Raw genomic sequence first — 16,805 nt, 5'->3', positions numbered from 1 at the left:
AGCTGGTTTGAACGAAGTTGTGATCTACACCGATGGTGCGTGCAAGGGCAATCCCGGCCCCGGTGGCTGGGGCGCGTGGCTCAAGTCGGGCGCCACCGAGAAGGACCTGTTCGGTGGTGAACTCAACACCACCAACAACCGCATGGAACTGACCGCCGTCATCGAGGGCCTGGCCGCGCTCAAGCGGCCCTGCAAGGTGCTGCTGTACCTCGACAGCCAGTACGTGCGCAAGGGCATCACCGAATGGATCCGCGGCTGGAAGGCCAAGGGCTGGCTCACAGCGAGCAAGCAGCCGGTGAAAAACGTCGAGCTCTGGCAGCGGCTCGACAAGCTGGTGGCCGAGGGCGGACACCAGATCGAATGGCGCTGGGTCAAGGGCCACTCAGGCGATCCGGGCAACGAGCGCGCGGACATGCTGGCCAACAAGGGCGTGGACAAGGCGCTCGGACGGATCTGAGCAGGGCGGCCCGCGGGCCGCTCTTTCTTTCCCCGGCGGCTAGATCACGCCGTCGAACATCATCACGTCGACTTCGTCGCCCGCCGCCACGCTGCCCTGGTCGTGGTGCAGCACCACAAGCCCGTTGGCCTCAACCATGGAGCTGAGCACCCCCGAGCCCTGGTGGCTCGCAACGCACACTTCGGGCAACGCGCCCCACACGGTTTTCACGAAGCCGCGCTGGTATTCGGTGCGCCCCGGCTTCTTGCGGATCGGGCCCGTGCTGCGGGCGCGCAGCAGCGGTGGTGGTGCGGCGGCTGCTTCATGGCAGCCCATCATGCGCAGCAGCGCGGGCCGCACGAAGGCCAGGAAGGTGACCATCACGGCCACCGGATTGCCCGGCAGGCCGAACAGCACGGCCGGCTGCGGTGAGGCCTCGCGCGGAATCAACCCCACAGCCAGCGGACGGCCCGGGCGCATGGCCACGCGCCAGAACGCCATGTCGCCCAGCCGCTGCATCACGTCGCGCGTGTGGTCGGCCGCGCCCGCGCTGACGCCACCGCTGGTGACGATGGCATCGGCCTCACGTGCGGCGCGCTGCAGCGTGGCGGCGAGCGTGGCCGGGTCGTCGCGCACCAGGCCGAGGTCGATCACCTCGCAGCCCAGTCGCGTGAGCAGGCCGATCACGGTGTAGCGGTTGCTGTCGTACACGGCGCCTTCGCGCGGCGCGTCGCCGAGGCTGAGGATCTCGTCGCCTGTCGAAAAACAGGCCACCCGCAGCCGCCGCAGCGCGGGTACGCCCGGCAGGCCGAGGCTCGCGACCATGCCGAGCGCGGCGGGCGAGAGGCGTTCGCCCTTGCGCAGCGCGGGCTGGCCCTTCATCAAGTCTTCGCCCGCGAAGCGGCGGTTGTCGCCGCGGCGCAGCACTTTGGCCGGGAAGCACACGCGGTCGCCGTCGACCTTGCAGAACTCCTGCGGAATGACGGTGTCCAGGCCCGCCGGCATCATCGCGCCGGTCATGATGCGCACCGCGTCGCCCGGGCCCAGCGCGCCGCGCCAGGCGGCGCCGGCCAGTGCCGTGCCCGCTACGCGCAGCGTGACGGAGGCGTCGATGGGCGCGTCCTTGGGCAACACCGCGCCGTCGAAGGCGTAGCCGTCCATGGCGGAGTTGTCGTGCGGCGGCACGCTGATGGGCGAGACGATGTCTTCGGCCAGCACGCGGCCGAGGGCGTCGAGCAGGGAAACGCTTTCGCGTTGCGTGACGACGGCCGTGGCCGTCAGCTGCGAAAGAAAGGCGTGGACGGCCTCGACGCTCAGGTCGGCGGCGTCGTCATAGCCCGTGAGGGCGGAAGCGATGTCTGCGATGCGGCTCATCGGTTTTCGAGTGCGTGCAGTTCGGCCAGGGTGTTGGCGTTGAAAAAGGCGTCGGGCGCGTCGTCAGGGCGGTCGAAGGGTACGTGCACCGTGCGGTGCTGTGCGGTCCATGTGTGGACCTTGCGGCCGCCGGCTTCGGTGTAGCGCTGCAGGCTGTCGTGCAGGTCGGCGCGCAGCAGGCAGAAGACGGGTTGGGGGCGCAGCACCACGTCGCCCTCGACGGCTTCGGGCGCGGTGGCCATGGCGATCTCTGCGTCGGCGGCGACCACCGCTTCGGCGAGCCGGGCGGCCAGGTCGGGCGGGAACAGGGGAGTGTCGCAAGGCACGGTCAGCAGCCACGGCGTGTTGCAGTGCTCCAGCCCGGTCAGAAAGCCCGCGAGCGGCCCCGCATAGTCCGCGAGGCTGTCGGGCCACACCGGCACGCCGAAGGCTTCGTAGTCAGCGAGGTTGCGATTGGCATTGACCATCAGGCGCCCGACCTGCGGCCCCAGCCGCCGTATCGCATGCAGCGCCAGCGGTTCGCCATTGAAAGGCTGCAGCCCCTTGTCGACACCGCCCATGCGCGAGCCGCGTCCGCCGGCCAGCAGCAGCCCCGTGATGTCGGCCGGTGCGATGGTGGCGTGCGCGGGCATGGCGGCCGCCTGCGTCATCCGCCGATGTAGCTCATCTCGACGCGGCGGGGCGCCTTGTCGTGGTCGCCGCTGCTGTCGTCGTCCGGACCGTGCAGGGCGCGCAGCTCGGAGTAGCGGTCGGCGCGGCCCTGCCAGATGTGGCCGATGGCCGAGGAGATGTCGTCGTCGCTGGCGGTGCCGCGCAGCAGCGGGCGCAGATCGTGGCCGGCGCTCGCGAAGAGGCAGAGGTACAGCTTGCCTTCGGTCGACAGGCGCGCGCGGCTGCAGTCGTGGCAGAAGGCCTGGGTGACGCTGCTGATGACGCCGATTTCGCCGGTGCCGTCGGCATAGGCCCAGCGCTGGGCGGTTTCGCCGGGCGTGGCGGCTTCGAGCGGCACCAGCGGAAATTCGGCATGGATGCGCGCGATGACGTCGGCCGAGGGCAGCACTTCGTCCATGCGCCAGCCGTTGGTGGCGCCCACGTCCATGTACTCGATGAAGCGCAACACCACCTTGCCGCCGTGGTGCCTGCGGAAGTAGCGGGCCATCGGCAAGATTTCTTGCTCGTTGGCGCCGCGCTTGACCACCATGTTGACCTTGATGGGCCCCAGGCCAGCGGCCATTGCCGCGTCGATGCCTGCCAGCACGTCGGCCACCGGAAAGTCGACGTCGTTCATGTGGCGGAACACCGCGTCGTCGAGGCTGTCGAGGCTCACGGTCACGCGCTGCAGGCCGGCAGTCTTGAGCGCGGCGGCCTTGCGCGCGAGCAGCGAGCCGTTGGTGGTCAGCGTCAGAGCAAGCGGTTCGCCGGAGGGCGTGCGGATCTCGGCGAGCTGTTCGACCAGCCCCTCGATGTTCTTGCGCAGCAGCGGTTCGCCACCGGTCAGGCGGATCTTGCGCACGCCGTGGGCGGCGAACAGGCGGGCCAGCCGTGTCATTTCCTCGAAGCTGAGCAGCGCGCTGTGCGGAAGGTACTTGTAGTCCTTGTCGAACACGTCCTTCGGCATGCAGTAGCTGCAGCGGAAGTTGCAGCGGTCGGTCACGCTGATGCGCAGGTCGGTCATGGGCCGGCCCAGGCGGTCGAGCAGCAACCCCGTGGCGGGCACGGCAATCTCCGGCACGGCCACGGCGGGGCGTGTGCGGCCGATCGCGGAGATCGGGATGACGGTGCTGCTGCTGTTCTTCATGGCTTCGTGGAAGGGGGTCCGATTTTGCGCCAAGCCCCAAGGGCCTGCGAATCAGAGGCTACTTGATCACCGCCGCATAAATCATGTCCCGGGTCAATGTTCTGTAATGTGTTCTGTACTTGGGCGACTGCAGCATGAGCACGACGAACATCTCGTTCTTCGGGTCGACCCACATATAGGTGCCGCCCGCGCCGCCCCAGTTGTATTCGCCGCCGGCCGCCGGGTAGGGCGCCTCGCCGTCGTTGCGGCGCACGGCAAAGCCCAGGCCGAAGCCGTAGCCCGGCCCCGGCAGGTAGAGCGGGCCGGGCACGATGCCGGCGCCCGCGTTGGAATGGTCGGCGGTCATCAGCGCGATGGTGCGCGGGCCGAGGTAGCGCTTGCCGTCGAGCGAGCCGCCGTTGAGCAGCATCTGCAGGAAGCGCGCGTAGTCGTTCGCGGTCGACACCAGCCCGCCGCCGCCCGATTCGTACTTGCGCACCACGCGCGGGTCGTTGAACTCGGCGCCCACGCCGAAGCTGCGGTCGCTGGGCAGCGGCTCGGCAATGCGCGGCTGGCGCGCCGGCTCTGGCACGTAGTAGCTGGTGTCCTTCATGCCCAGCGGGTCGAGCAGCCGGGTTTTCTCGAACTGGTAGAGCGACTGGCCCGACACGACCTCGACCACGCGGCCGAGGATGTCGGTCGACTGGCTGTACTCCCAGGTCGTGCCGGGCTGGTAGGCCAGCGGCAGCTTGGCAAGGCGCTGGGAGAACTCGGCCAGCGTCGGGTCTCCGGCGCCCAGGTCGGCGGCGTTGTAGGCCTGCTTCACGAGGCCCGGGCCGAAGAAGCCGTAGGTGAGGCCCGAGGTGTGGCGCATCAGGTCCTGCACGGTGATCGGGCGGCGCGCGGGAACGGTGTCGAGCACCGGCTTGCCGTCGGCTCCGGGCTTCTCGACGCCCACCGTCATGCTGGCGAACTCGGGCAGGTAGGTCGAGATCGGGTCGTCGAGCTTCAGCCGGCCGTCTTCCACCAGCATCATCGCGGCCACCGTGGTGATGGGCTTGCTCATCGAGTAGATGCGAAAGATGCCGTCGCGCGGCATCGGCACAGCAGGCGTGGCCGCGGGGTCGAGCTTGCCGACCGGCTCGAACCACGCGACCTTGCCCTGGCGCGCCACCAGCAGCACCGCGCCAGGGATCTTGCCGGCGGCCACGTCGGCCTTGAGCACATCGGAGAGCATCTGCAGGCGCTCGGTCGAGAGGCCGACCTGCTCGGGCCTGGCTGTCGGCAGCGATTGCGCCGCCGCCAGCAGGGGAAGGGCCAGGCCGAGCACGGCCGCGCGCAGGCTGCGCTTCAGAAATCTCATGGTGTTGTCTCCGTCTTGTTGTGACTGGAAAACCTGTGCCGCCTCTCGTGGGCGGCTGCGGGCTATCCGCGGCAGAGCTTCAGGTTCGTGCGGGTGGCGCGGACCACGGGCAGGAAGATCTCGGCGTCGACCGGCGGGTAGTTGTCCTTGATGCCCTCGTCGGTGCGGTCGGCATCCTCGGCCAGCGGCTGCAGCGTCTTGAGGCAGGCGGCGCGGTCGTTGAGCTTGAACTGCGTGAGCGCAAGGTCGTTGCGCAGCCAGGCCTTGGTGATCCAGTCGAGGGTTTTGTCGCAGTCGGACAGCACGGGCGCGAGGGTGGTTTGCGCGGCTGCGTAGTCCTTCGCGTCGTACTGGCGCTTGAAGGTCTTGCGCGAGTTGGCCACGGCCTTGTCGGTGCAGGCGGGGATGGGGCGGGTGTAGGTGCCCTCGAAGCCGGCGCGTGCGCCGCAGTTGTCGCGGCATTGATCCGCGCCGTTGGTCGTGACCTGCACCTTGTCGGCGTTGACCGCGAAGTTCACCACGCACGCCGAGTCGTCGAGCTTGGCCTTGCCGCGCACGATGGTGCCGTCGAGTGCGCAGGTGTGTGCGTTGGCGCCGATGGTGGTGATGTCGAAGTGCCCGTCGGGCTTGACGCGCAGCGAGCCGCTGCCCCGTTCGTAGATGTAGTCGCCGGCCGGCGGCGTGGCGGTCTGCGCGGCGGCGAGGCCGGCGCAGGCGAGCAGGGCGAGGGGAAGGAGGCGTTCGAGCTTCATCGTTGGAATCTCCCGGGAAACGTGCCGCAGGGCAGTGTATCTATCGTTGCCGAAAGCTTCCTGAAATGGCCGGTTTGCGCCATCTCTACCGCAGATGTCTTGACATGGACAATGAGAATTCCTATCATTTGAGCGCCTGAGTACGCAACACGTCGACAACGCAAAGGGCTTCTTCCAACCAAGGAGCTTTTCGACCGTGCCGTACACCCTGCCAGCCTTGCCCTATGCCTTCGATGCGCTCGAACCGCACATCGACGCGCAGACGATGGAAATCCACTACGGCAAGCACCACCAGACCTATGTGAACAACCTCAATGCGGCCCTGAAAGACACGCCGTACGAGGGAACGCAAGTCGAAGAACTGATCGTCGGCGTCGAGCAACTGCCCGAGGCGCTGCGCGCGCCGGTGCGCAACAACGGCGGCGGGCACGCCAACCACAGCCTGTTCTGGACCGTGATGGCTCCCGTCGGCCAAGGTGGCGGCGGCACGCCCACGGGGGCGCTCGCGAAAGCCATCGACACCGACCTGGGCGGCTTCGATGCCTTCAAGGAGGCCTTCACCAAGGCCGCCCTCACGCGCTTCGGCAGCGGCTGGGCGTGGCTGTCGGTAGGCTCCGGCGGCAAGCTCGCCGTGGAGAGCAGCGGCAACCAGGACAGCCCGCTGATGCGCGGCATCGGCTCGGGCAACACGCCGATCCTCGGGCTCGACGTGTGGGAGCACGCCTACTACCTCAAGTACCAGAACCGCCGCCCGGAGTACATCGCGGCGTTCTACAACGTCGTGAACTGGGCCGAGGTGGCCCGGCGCCACGCCGCCGCAACCGGCGGCTGAGGAGCAGGCCCATGAACGAGCCGCAGCAGGGCACGATGGCCGGACAGCAACCCAGGCAGGCCCGCCCTATGCGCGAGTGGATCGGCTTTGCCATCGTCGGGGCCGGCGTGCTGGTGGGCGTGTTGCAGTTCTGGCAGTTCGTGCGCGGCGATCCGCTGGTGTGGAATGCCTTGCTCGGCGGCGCGGTCGCCGCGCTGGCGACCGCGCTCGGCACGCTGCCGGTGCTGTTCTCGCAGAAGCTCCCGGAGCGGCTGCAGGACACGCTGTTCGGCTTCGGCGCCGGCGTGATGCTGGCGGCCAGCGCCTTCTCGCTGATCATCCCGGGGCTGGAGGCGGCGAAGAACGTCGGCGTGTTCGGCGGCGGCAACTGGGCGGCGGGCGGGGTGATCGGCTCCGCCATCCTGCTCGGGGGCATCGTGCTGATGCTGATGGACCGCGTGCTGCCGCACGAACACTTCATCAAGGGCCGCGAAGGCCAGGCCGCCAGGCAACTGCGCCGCACCTGGCTCTTCGTGTTCGCGATCGCACTGCACAACGTGCCCGAGGGCCTGGCAATCGGCGTGGGCTATGCGGCCAACAACGGGCTGCGAGCCGACGCACTGGCCACCGGCATCGCGATCCAGGACGTGCCCGAGGGCCTGGTGGTCGCGGTGGCGCTGCTGGCCGCCGGCTACAGCCGCATGTTCGCGGTGCTGATCGGCATGGCCTCGGGGCTGGTGGAGCCGCTGGGTGCGGTGCTGGGCGCGGCCGTGGTCGGCCATTCGGCGATGCTGCTGCCCTGGGGGCTTGGCTTTGCGGCGGGCGCAATGCTGTTCGTGATCAGCCACGAGATCATTCCCGAATCGCACCGCAAGGGGCATGAAGCCTTTGCCACGAGCGGGCTGATGATCGGGTTCGTGTTGATGATGCTGCTGGACACGGCGCTGGCATAAAAAGGGCTGATGCATGGTCATGCCGTTGCATCGGCTGTGGCATCGGAACGGTGGCTTGAATTCCAGCCTGTACTGGCGCTGTCAGTGGGGGCGGCGCTTGTTGGCCCGCCAAACCAGTGCTGGGAGTCGTGCTGGCCACCGAGAGCCGAAGTGCTCATTGAGTAAGCCATCCAACGCGGTGAACCCAAGCAACTCAACGCGATGGCCTCGCATATCTGTCTCGCGCAGTGCTGCCTGGGTGAATTCAGCGTTGGTCATGAGCACGCATCGGCTGGCGCGATGAGTTTCTACAACGCCAAACAGCTCGCGCAATGGCGCAACCCCTATACGGCCCTTCACTAGCTTGCACTGTATGAGGACCTCTTCACGCTGGCCTGCTTGACGTTTGGAAGCACGGACGTCGATGCCTCCGTCTCCGGACCTGCCGGTGTGAATGACTTCATAACCCATCTCCTTGAAGAGTTCGTATGCGAGAAATTCAAACTCTCTAGGGGTCAGATCGAGCAGCACGCTAGGGTGGTGATCACGCCTGATGTACTTGGCCTTGATGATCGCGGTGGCATCATCCAGGCCATTGAGGAAGCCATCAGAAAGCTCTTGGCAGAACCTGATGGCGAATATGTCGATGACCTCGATCGCCTTCTTCGGGCTATGGGGCAAAAGGTCCAGAATCCAGTGAATACCTTCCCAAGCACTCTTGCCCGTAATCAGGCGCCGAAGGTATTCGGATTCACCAAGCAGCGAAGCGCCGCCTTCTGCAAGCAGGAACTTGAAATTCCGATAGTCGAAGCCGTATGTTCCGGAGCCGAGGAGCAACGAGCGGAGCAAATGCCGGCATTCGACCTCCGACACGACGTCAACGTTTAGCAAGAATTCTCGTAGCAACTCGTCCGTCGGAAAGCAACAGACCTGGGTTCGGATCGTGCGGTCCTCTTCGGGCGTCAGCACGATCTTTAGCCATTCATCAAGACTGAGTTTTGTGTGATCGATAACGGGTCGTGGATCTGTCCGTGTTTCCCGTTGGTCGGTGTCAGCCATGACGAATGGCGACGGTCTTCAGGGTGGTGAAGCCGTACAGCGCCTCGAAGCCTTTTTCACGACCGTAGCCCGAGGACTTCACGCCACCGAAGGGCAGCTCGACACCGCCGCCAGCACCGTAGTTGTTGATGAACACCTGGCCGCTGCGCACGCGCTTGGCCATGCGGAACTGGCGCGAGCCGTCGGCGGTCCACACGCCCGCCACCAGGCCGAACTGCGTGGCATTGGCGAGCGCGACCGCTTCGTCTTCGTCGGTGAAGGACATCGCGGCCAGCACCGGGCCGAACACTTCTTCCTGTGCCAGGCGATGCCCGACCGGCACGTCGCGCAGCAGGGTGGGCGCCTGGTAGAAGCCGGTCTCGGGCGCTTCCTCGACCACGATGCCCTGCGCCACCATCGGGATGCCGGCATGCTGTGCGTCGCTCAAAAAGTCCCACACGCGCTGCTGCTGCGTCTGGCGAATCAGCGGGCCCACATCGAGGTCCATGGCCGCGGGGCCGACGCGCAGGGCCTCGAAGGCATGGCCCAGGCGTTCGAGCAGCGGCTCGTAGATGCCGCGCTGGATCAGCACCCGCGAGCCGGCCGAGCAGGTCTGGCCGGCGTTCTGCACGATCGCGTTGATGACAACGGGAATGGCCGCGTCGAGGTCGGCGTCCGCAAAGATGATCTGCGGGCTCTTGCCGCCCAGCTCCAGCGTGACCGGGCAATGCCGTTCGGCCGCTACCTGCTGGATCAGCGTGCCGATCTTCGGGCTGCCGGTGAAGCTGATGTGGTCAATGCCTTCGTGCCGCGCGAGCGCATCGCCCACTTCATGGCCGTAGCCCGTCACGATGTTGAGCGCCCCGGCCGGAAAACCGACTTCGGCCGCCAGTTGCGCCACGCGGATCAGCGAAAGGCAGGCGTCTTCCGCCGGCTTCACCACGCACACGTTGCCCGCCGCCAGGGCGCCGCCCACGCTGCGCCCGAAGATCTGCATCGGGTAGTTCCACGGAATGATGTGGCCGGTAACGCCGTGCGGCTCGCGCCAGGTGAAGACGCTGTAGCCGTCCTGATAGGGAATGGTCTCGCCGTGCAGCTTGTCGCAGGCGCCGGCGTAGAACTCGAAGTAGCGCACCAGCGCCACCGCGTCGGCGCGGGCCTGCTTGACGGGCTTGCCGCAGTCGCGCTGTTCGATGAGCGCCAGTTCGTCGACGTGCTCGGCGATCTTTTGCGAGAGTTTGTAGAGCAGGCGGCTGCGGTCAGCGGCGCTGACCTTGTGCCAGACACCCTCGAAGCAATCGCGCGCGGCGCGCACGGCGGAGTCGATGTCGGCGGCATTGCTGCGCTGGATTTCGTCGAAGGCCTGGCCGTCGGAAGGATCGATGACCGGCAGGGTGCGGCCGGAGGAGGACGGGACGTCCGCGTTGGCGATGTAGTTGAGCTGCATGGGGCTGGATTTTGCGCGAAGCATTCGAAAGTCGTGGCCGTGCGGCCCACTGCCCCTCTGCCCGTGTCTGGGTCTTGTCTTACTTTGCGGCCGTGGCCTTCGGCAGCGCCTTCACCGCATTCAGCATGCGCTCCACGTGCTTGTCCGGATTCAGGTTCTGGTAGTAGTAGGCGACCTTGCCGTCCGGCGAGATCACGTACGACAGGCGGTTGGCGAAGTCCGGCCGCGTCTGCATCAGCGCGTCGAAACCCTGGATCACGGTCTTGTTCTCGTCCGACGCCACCGGAAAGCGGCTCTGGCAGGACTTGACCGAGAACTTCGACAGGGTACCTATGTCGTCCGCAGAGACGCCGATCACGGTGGCGCCCAGAGCGGCGAACTGGTCGACGGCTTCGGCGAAGGCGTGGGCCTCGATCGAGCAGTCGTTGGAATCTGCCGCAGGAAAGAAGTACAACACCACCGGTCCCTTGGCGAGCGCGTCGGCCAGCGAGTAGCGGAAGGTCTTGCCACCCAGGGCGGCGTTGGCGGTGAACTTGGGCACGGGGTCGCCGATGTCCAGGGCGGCCCAGGCGGGGTGCGCAAGGGCTGCAAAAATCGTCATCCATGCGATGCGATGGAGGTGCGAACGAGCCATGATGTAACTCCGAGCGATGTGGAGCGAATTCTAGGCTTGAGCATCTCCGGAATGGGCCTCTGAAACCGGCGCGGGCTGGCCGGCGTATTGAACACAACAACTGAAAAAGCGGCGGGAAGCACCAAGCAATGGGCGAACCATCATGAACACCTGGCTCTCGTTTCTGCGCATCGCGCTCGCGGGCGTCCTGATAGTGGCGCTCGGCGCCTGCGGCTCGCTGCCGCCGGCGCGGGAGCGGCCCGCCGAGTTCGCCACCTCGGCCGACCCCTCGACCACGCTGGCGAAGATCGTCGCCGTCTCCACGCCGCCCGACGAGCACTCGGGCTTCCGGCTGATGCCGCTGGGCGTGTACTCGCTGGACGCGCGCATCCAGCTTGCCCAGCGGGCCCAGCGCTCGCTGGTGGTGCAGTACTACCAGCTCGAGAACGACGCCGTTGGCCGCCTGCTGCTGCGCACACTGCGCGAGGCCGCGGGCCGAGGCGTGAAGGTGCGGGTGCTGGTGGACGATCTGTACACCGTCAACAGCCAGCAATTGCTGCTGGCGTTGTCCGAGACGCCCAACGTCGACGTGCGCCTGTTCAATCCGTTCTGCTGCGGGCGCAACGGCTTGCTGTCGCGCTTCCTGGCGTCGCCATGGGAAATTCCGCGGCTCAACCACCGCATGCACAACAAGCTCTTCATTGCCGACGGCGTGATGGCGGTGGTGGGCGGGCGCAACATCGCCGACGAGTATTTCGTGCTGAGCGAGGCGCAGAACTTCATCGACATGGACGCGCTGGTGGTCGGCAAGGTGGTGCCGCAACTCGAATCGATCTTCGACGCCTACTGGAACAGCGAACAGGTCTGGCCCATTGCCGACATCGTGACGGGCGAGGGCGGCCGCAAGCCGACCAGCGCCGACTTCGACAGCTGGGTGGGCATGGCCGCGCCGCCGCCGAAGATCGTGCTGCCGCCGTCAGACATCCTCGGCTATGGCCCCATCGCCGAAGAGCTCGACGGCGGCCGCATGGGCCTGCTGTGGGGCGAGGCCCGTGCCATCGCCGACCCGCCCACCAAGCCCGCGACCATGACCGCCGACGAGGCCATCTCCACCAGCGTGACGATGAAGGTCTGGGCGCTGCTGCTCGACGCCAAGACCGAGGTCGACATGACCTCGCCGTACCTGGTGCCGGGCGAGCGCGGCATGGAGGCCTTCGAGGACCTGACCCGGCGCAAGGTCAAGCTCACGCTGCTGACCAATTCACTGGCCGCCAACGACGAGCCGCTGGTGCACACCGGCTATGCGCGCTACCGCGAGCGACTGCTGCAAGGCGGGGCCGACCTGTATGAGCTGAGCCCGCAGCGCACCAGCGCGGGCGAGCGCTTCGGCATGTTCGGCAAGTCGCTCGGGCGGTTGCACGCCAAAACCGCGGCCATCGACAGGACGCGCATCTTCATCGGCTCGATGAACCTCGATCCGCGCTCGGCCAGCCAGAACACCGAGATGGGGCTGGTGGTCGACAGCCCTCAACTGGCGCGCGAGATGATGCGCGTCATCAACATCAGCAAGCTGCAGAACTCCTATCGGCTGCGGCTGGCCAAGGGCACCGGCACGCTGGAATGGCTGACGAACGACGGCGAGAAAGAAGTGATCCTGACTTCGGAGCCGGAGTCGAGCTTCTTCCAGCGCTTCTACAACATGCTCATAGCGCCGATCGTTCCCGAGATGCTGTTGTAGCCTCGGGGAATGGCGCAGACCTTCACCTCGTTGTCCGCCCTGCAGGTCATGCTGTGGGGCGTGCTTTTTTTCGGCGGCATCTATCTCGGTTTCGGCGGCATCACGTGGCTGTTGACGAAGCGCGTGCTGCCGGTGCTGGGCATCGGGCGCGAACTCGATCCGCGGCCGCTGCAGCCGGCACAGCTGCGGCGCGAACTGGGGCAGTCGGGTGTGTCGGTGCTGATCTTCGGGCTGGGCATGGTGTTTCCGTGGGAGCTGCTGCAGCTGGGCTGGGCGCGGCTCGACGGCGATGCGGGGTGGCGGCAGATCGCGGTCGAGATCTTCGTGCTCGCGTTCTGGAACGACGTGCATTTCTGGATCAACCACCGGCTGCTGCATACGCGCTGGCTGCGGCGCTTTCACGGGCCGCACCACCGCTCGTTCGTGACCACGCCGTGGGCGACCTACAGCTTTCATCCCGTCGAGGCGCTGATGCTCGGCAACGTGATCCTGCTGCCGATGGTGGTGCACGACTTCAGCTTCTGGTCGCTGGCGGCGGTGCCGGTGTTCAGTCTGTTCTTCAACTGCATCGGGCATTCGAACTACGACTTCTTCACGGGCGTGTCGTACAGCCACTGGTTCGCGGCGAGCCGCCGGCACCATCTGCACCATGCCGTGCACAACGGCAACTACGGCTTCCAGTTCACGTTCATGGACCGGCTCTTCAGGACGCGCATCGCGGCCGATGCAGCCGAGCCGGTGCTTCAGGCTTTCCGAAAGAAGCATGGCGCGACCACGGCCTGACGCGAGCCGTCGCCTGCCGGGGCTGCGCCACTGGCGCGACTGGCAGAGCCTGGCCTACCTCGCAGCCTTGCCTGCGCTGGCGGCGTGGCAATGGCTCCATGGTTTCAACGTGCTGCTGTATGGGCTGATGCTGTTCCTGACGCTCGGCGTCGGCGTGATTCATCACAACCACGTGCACCTGCGCATGTGGCGCGGGCGGCGCATGAACCGGCTGACGGATTTCTGGATCACGCTGCTGCAGGGGCACCCGACCTTCGTGTTCTGGCCCGCGCACGTGGCCAACCACCATCGGCACCGGCATGGGCCGAAGGATGTGGCGCGCACCTATCGCTTCGGCGGCGACACCAACCATCTGCGGGGCTATCTGCTGCATCCGTTTCAGGCCGTGTGGGTGCTGATGCCGGTGTTCTTCGCGTGGCTCGCGCGGCTGCGGCAGCACCGGCGCGGCGCCTGGCGCTACTGCATGGCGCAGTACGTGCTGTGGCTGGTGAGCTGGGCGGTGCTGCTGGCGCTCGATTGGCGCAAGGCGCTGGTCTTCGTGATCGTGCCGCAGCTGCACGGCCTGCACTGGCTGCTGGCGACCAACTACCTGCAGCACGCGCATGCCGACGGCCGAAAACCTGTGCGCAAGGAGGCGCCGGGCGATACCCCCGGTAGCCAGCTGAACTACGCCCGCAATTTCGAAGGGCTGGTGAACCCCTTGCTGTTCAACATCGGCCTGCACACCGCACACCACGAGAACCCGCATGCCCATTGGTCCGAGCTCACCCATCTGCATCGCACGCGTTACCGCGCGCGGGTGGATCCTGTGCTCAACGAGGGCGGGCTGGTGCCGTACATGGTGCGCGTGTTCGTGCTGGGGACCGTGTGGCCGCGTTTTCGCAGCCGCTCGCTGATGCCTCCCGATTCATCCATCACCTGAACCATGCCTGTCTCATTCCAACGCGTGTATCTCGAAAGCGCCGGCTACTTCATGCCGGGCGAGCCCATTCCCAACGACCGCATGGACGCGTACATCGCGCCGCTCAACCGCATGTCGGAGCGCATCAAGCGGCGCATCCTGGCGGAGAACGGCATCCTCACGCGGCATTACGCCATTGACGCGGAAGGCGTGACGCAGCACACCAACGCGCAACTGGCGGCCGGCGCGATTCGCGATTGCCTGCGGCGGGGCGGGGCGGAGCTGTCGCGCGTGTCGCTGCTGGCCAGCGGCTCGTCGGGCGGAGACACGCTGATGCCGGGTTTCGCCAACATGATCCAGGGCGAGCTTGCCGCGCAGCCGATGGAGACTCATTCGGTGCACGGCATCTGCGCGGCGGGCGTGTCGGCGATCCAGACGGCCGCGCAGGGCATCGAACTGGGTGCGCACCGCTCGGCGATGGCGGTGGCGAGCGAGATGCCATCGCGGCTCTTCAAGCGCTCGCGCTTCGCGGCGCGCGGCTATGAAACCGACTTCGATTCGCACTTCCTGCGCTGGATGCTGTCGGATGGTGCGGGCGCTTTGCTGCTGTCCGACGGCACGCCCGCACTGGCCGGCGCGCCTGGGTTGCGCCTGAAGCTGAAGTGGGTGCATCAACGCGCTTTCTCGGGCGACTACCCGGTTTGCATGCAGCTGGGCCTGACCGAAGACCGCGCGCGCGGCCATCTCGACTTCGGCTCCTGGGCCGAGGCCGAAGCGGCGGGTGCCTTGTCACTGCGGCAGGACATCCGCCTGCTGCCGCACCTGTTCGACATTGGCATCCACGAATACGCGGGGCTGGTGCGTGACGGCTGGGTCGATCCGAAGCGGGTCGATCACTTCCTGTGCCACTACTCGTCGGAGAAATTCATCCCGGTGGTCGAGGACCTGATGGCGAAGGCGGATCTCTCGATTCCCCGTGAGCGCTGGTGGAGCAACCTCGCGTGGCGCGGCAACACCGGGGCGGCGTCGATCCTCGTGATGCTGGCCGAGTTCCTGCACACCAAGACGTTGAAGCCGGGCGAGCAGATCTTCTGCTACGTGCCGGAGTCGGGGCGCTTCATGGCTGCGTACATGCTGCTCGAAGTGGAAGCGGTCGATGCCGCGCCGGTGGTCGTGGCGCCCCGCGCGGCAGCGGTGCCTGATGACGACCTCGTCATTGCGCCTCCGCACGACCCGGCCGCCGCGCCCGAAGGCCTCGGCGCCTTGCTCACCGAGCTGGCCGCCATCTGGCACGACTACCGCTCGCGCGTCTGGCGCACGCTGTTGATCCGCCAGATCCGCGAGCGCCGTTTCGCCGTGCCCGACTACCTGAACTGGATGGAGCAATGGGTGCCGCAGGTGCGCGAGGGCAGCCTCTGGATGCGCGAAGGCGCCGCCTCGCTGAGCGAGCCGTACCAGGTGCTGGCCTCGCTGATCGGCGTGCACGCGGGCGAGGAGCAGAACGACTTCAACATCCTCTTCAGCGATTACCGCAAGGCGGGCGGCACAGTCGAGCGCATCGAAGACCTGCGCCGCAACCCCGGCGGCGAGGCGCTCAACGCCTATCTGCACGGACTGGCCGCCACGCGCGACCCGATTGGCCTGCTGGGCGCGATCTACATCATCGAGGGCACGGGTCAGCGCATCGTGCCGGCGTTGCTGCCGCTGCTGAAGGCCAGTCTGAAGCTGCCGCCCGATGCCTTCCGCTTTCTCGAATACCACGGCCACAACGACGAGCACCACCTGAGCCGCTGGCTCACGGCGGTCGAGATGGTGATGGCCGTGGAAGGGCAGGCGCACGCCGCTCGCCAGATCACAGACACCGCGCGCCACACGGCGGCCCTGTACCTGATGCAGTTCCAGCACATCACGGAGCGTATGCCCCATGGATCGAACACCTGATTTTTTGACGCAGGCGCACGACGAGCGCGACCCCAGCCCCTGGCTCGCGCTGTACCTCGACCAGAGCACGCCGCTGCCCGACAACGTCAAGGCGGCGTGGCTGGCCGATTCGAGTTCGGGCTCGCGGCAGTATCTGCTGCCGTTCCTGCGGCCGATCGCGCGGCTGACGATCATCTTGATCCAGATCGTGAAGGTGTTCGTGCCGCGCAACTGGTCGCATTCGATGCTGCTGCACCGGTTTCTGGCCTGGGGGTTGAAGCGCTTCGTGTCGCCAGAGGCCAACTGGCTGATCCTGCGGCACTTTCACCTGGGATCGCAGGTGCTGGCTTTCATCGGGCGGAATTCGCCGGCCCCGGTGGCCACCAACCCGCTGGAGCCGGCCGACATCGACGCGCTGAAGGACGAGATGTTCCTGAAGCACGACCTGAACCTCTTCAACTTCGTGATCCGGCTGAACAAGGCGCTGCGCGACAAGGGCGTGGCGCTGTGCAAGGCGGAGAAGGTCGATTTTTCGATGATCAGGGAGCCGGGGCTGCGGCTGGAAGACATGCCTCAGGGCAAGCTCAATTTTCTTGACCTGCAGAGCGCCATCGAGCTGTTCACGCCGCTCTACCAGTTGATGCTCACGGACAACGATTTCTGGCGCGCGGCCAACTCCCTGCAGCTGGACGAAACCATCGGCATCTACACGGCCACGCTCCTGAATGCGCCCGAGCACCTGATCCTGGTCAACAACAAGCACCCGCTGGTGCCCCTGTCGACCCTGCGGGCGGGGCACCGGCTGGTGATCCACGGGCTCTCGACCGAGATGCTGCACAGCCTGCTCCAGCGGATGCAGGCGGCGCAAAAGGCGGGGGAGCCGGAGACATCCCTATACGAGCAGCCACTTGCATAGGCGT

Annotated in this window: 16 protein-coding genes; 8 read left to right on the top strand and 8 right to left on the bottom strand. The window is 66.7% G+C overall.

Annotated elements, in window-relative coordinates; all coding sequences use genetic code 11:
• Nucleotides 1-7: 7 nt before the first annotated feature.
• Nucleotides 8-457: a ribonuclease HI gene (gene rnhA / locus ACSFBF_RS05730; protein ID WP_435465376.1), complete on the top strand. Its 450-nt coding sequence runs from the start codon at nt 8-10 to the stop codon at nt 455-457.
• A 39-nt stretch (nt 458-496) separates the two neighbouring features.
• Here rnhA and moeA read toward each other — a convergent pair whose 3' ends face one another.
• From moeA to ACSFBF_RS05705, 5 genes are all read right to left on the bottom strand, one after another.
• Entirely contained in the window at nt 497-1,810 is a 1,314-nt protein-coding gene (gene moeA / locus ACSFBF_RS05725) for a molybdopterin molybdotransferase MoeA (protein WP_435465375.1), read from the bottom strand.
• Nucleotides 1,807-2,442, bottom strand: coding sequence for a molybdenum cofactor guanylyltransferase MobA (gene mobA / locus ACSFBF_RS05720; RefSeq protein ID WP_435465374.1), 636 nt, complete (start codon nt 2,440-2,442; stop codon nt 1,807-1,809). The genes moeA and mobA overlap by 4 nt, the downstream gene beginning before the upstream one ends.
• 14 nt (nt 2,443-2,456) lie before the next feature.
• On the bottom strand, nt 2,457-3,608 hold the full coding sequence (gene moaA, locus ACSFBF_RS05715) for a GTP 3',8-cyclase MoaA (RefSeq protein WP_435465373.1): 1,152 nt from the start codon (nt 3,606-3,608) through the stop codon (nt 2,457-2,459).
• Between the two features lie 58 nt (nt 3,609-3,666).
• Complete coding sequence (locus ACSFBF_RS05710; RefSeq protein WP_435465372.1) at nt 3,667-4,950, bottom strand: serine hydrolase domain-containing protein; 1,284 nt, start codon at nt 4,948-4,950, stop codon at nt 3,667-3,669.
• Between the two features lie 62 nt (nt 4,951-5,012).
• Nucleotides 5,013-5,702 (bottom strand): hypothetical protein, encoded by a 690-nt coding sequence (locus ACSFBF_RS05705; RefSeq protein ID WP_435465371.1) that lies wholly within the window; start codon nt 5,700-5,702, stop codon nt 5,013-5,015.
• Between the two features lie 196 nt (nt 5,703-5,898).
• Between ACSFBF_RS05705 and ACSFBF_RS05700 the strand changes: the two genes are divergently transcribed.
• Both ACSFBF_RS05700 and ACSFBF_RS05695 read left to right on the top strand, forming a co-directional pair.
• Complete coding sequence (locus ACSFBF_RS05700) at nt 5,899-6,534, top strand: superoxide dismutase (protein ID WP_435465370.1); 636 nt, start codon at nt 5,899-5,901, stop codon at nt 6,532-6,534.
• Between the two features lie 11 nt (nt 6,535-6,545).
• Nucleotides 6,546-7,466: a ZIP family metal transporter gene (locus ACSFBF_RS05695; protein WP_435465369.1), complete on the top strand. Its 921-nt coding sequence runs from the start codon at nt 6,546-6,548 to the stop codon at nt 7,464-7,466.
• Nucleotides 7,467-7,547: 81 nt separating this feature from the next.
• Here the strand turns inward: ACSFBF_RS05695 and ACSFBF_RS05690 are convergent, their stop codons facing one another.
• The 3 genes from ACSFBF_RS05690 to ACSFBF_RS05680 form a co-directional block, all read right to left on the bottom strand.
• A complete protein-coding gene (locus tag ACSFBF_RS05690) occupies nt 7,548-8,504 on the bottom strand; it encodes a restriction endonuclease (RefSeq protein ID WP_435465368.1) in 957 nt (318 codons plus the stop codon).
• Nucleotides 8,497-9,930, bottom strand: coding sequence for an aldehyde dehydrogenase family protein (locus ACSFBF_RS05685; protein ID WP_435465367.1), 1,434 nt, complete (start codon nt 9,928-9,930; stop codon nt 8,497-8,499). Before ACSFBF_RS05685 ends, ACSFBF_RS05690 begins: the two co-directional genes overlap by 8 nt.
• Before the next feature lie 79 nt (nt 9,931-10,009).
• Entirely contained in the window at nt 10,010-10,564 is a 555-nt protein-coding gene (locus ACSFBF_RS05680; protein ID WP_093054369.1) for a peroxiredoxin, read from the bottom strand.
• Nucleotides 10,565-10,706: 142 nt separating this feature from the next.
• Between ACSFBF_RS05680 and ACSFBF_RS05675 the strand changes: the two genes are divergently transcribed.
• Genes ACSFBF_RS05675 through ACSFBF_RS05655 form a run of 5 tightly spaced genes read left to right on the top strand, consistent with a single transcriptional unit; the run spans nt 10,707 to nt 16,801 of the window.
• Nucleotides 10,707-12,281, top strand: coding sequence for a phospholipase D family protein (locus tag ACSFBF_RS05675; protein WP_435465366.1), 1,575 nt, complete (start codon nt 10,707-10,709; stop codon nt 12,279-12,281).
• A gap of 9 nt (nt 12,282-12,290) precedes the next feature.
• Nucleotides 12,291-13,064 carry a sterol desaturase family protein gene (locus ACSFBF_RS05670; RefSeq protein ID WP_435465365.1) on the top strand — a complete coding sequence of 258 codons (774 nt, stop codon included), beginning with the start codon at nt 12,291-12,293 and terminating at the stop codon, nt 13,062-13,064.
• Complete coding sequence (locus ACSFBF_RS05665; RefSeq protein ID WP_435465364.1) at nt 13,045-13,986, top strand: fatty acid desaturase; 942 nt, start codon at nt 13,045-13,047, stop codon at nt 13,984-13,986. Before ACSFBF_RS05670 ends, ACSFBF_RS05665 begins: the two co-directional genes overlap by 20 nt.
• Nucleotides 13,987-13,989: 3 nt before the next feature.
• Nucleotides 13,990-15,906, top strand: coding sequence for an iron-containing redox enzyme family protein (locus ACSFBF_RS05660; RefSeq protein ID WP_435465363.1), 1,917 nt, complete (start codon nt 13,990-13,992; stop codon nt 15,904-15,906).
• Entirely contained in the window at nt 15,890-16,801 is a 912-nt protein-coding gene (locus ACSFBF_RS05655) for a DUF6999 family protein (protein WP_093054379.1), read from the top strand. The genes ACSFBF_RS05660 and ACSFBF_RS05655 overlap by 17 nt, the downstream gene beginning before the upstream one ends.
• The last annotated feature ends 4 nt before the right edge of the window (nt 16,802-16,805 follow it).

It is taken from the genome of Variovorax nivicola (assembly GCF_051216475.1).
Classification (GTDB): domain Bacteria; phylum Pseudomonadota; class Gammaproteobacteria; order Burkholderiales; family Burkholderiaceae_C; genus Variovorax.
This window is presented reverse-complemented; position numbering and strand designations above follow the sequence as displayed.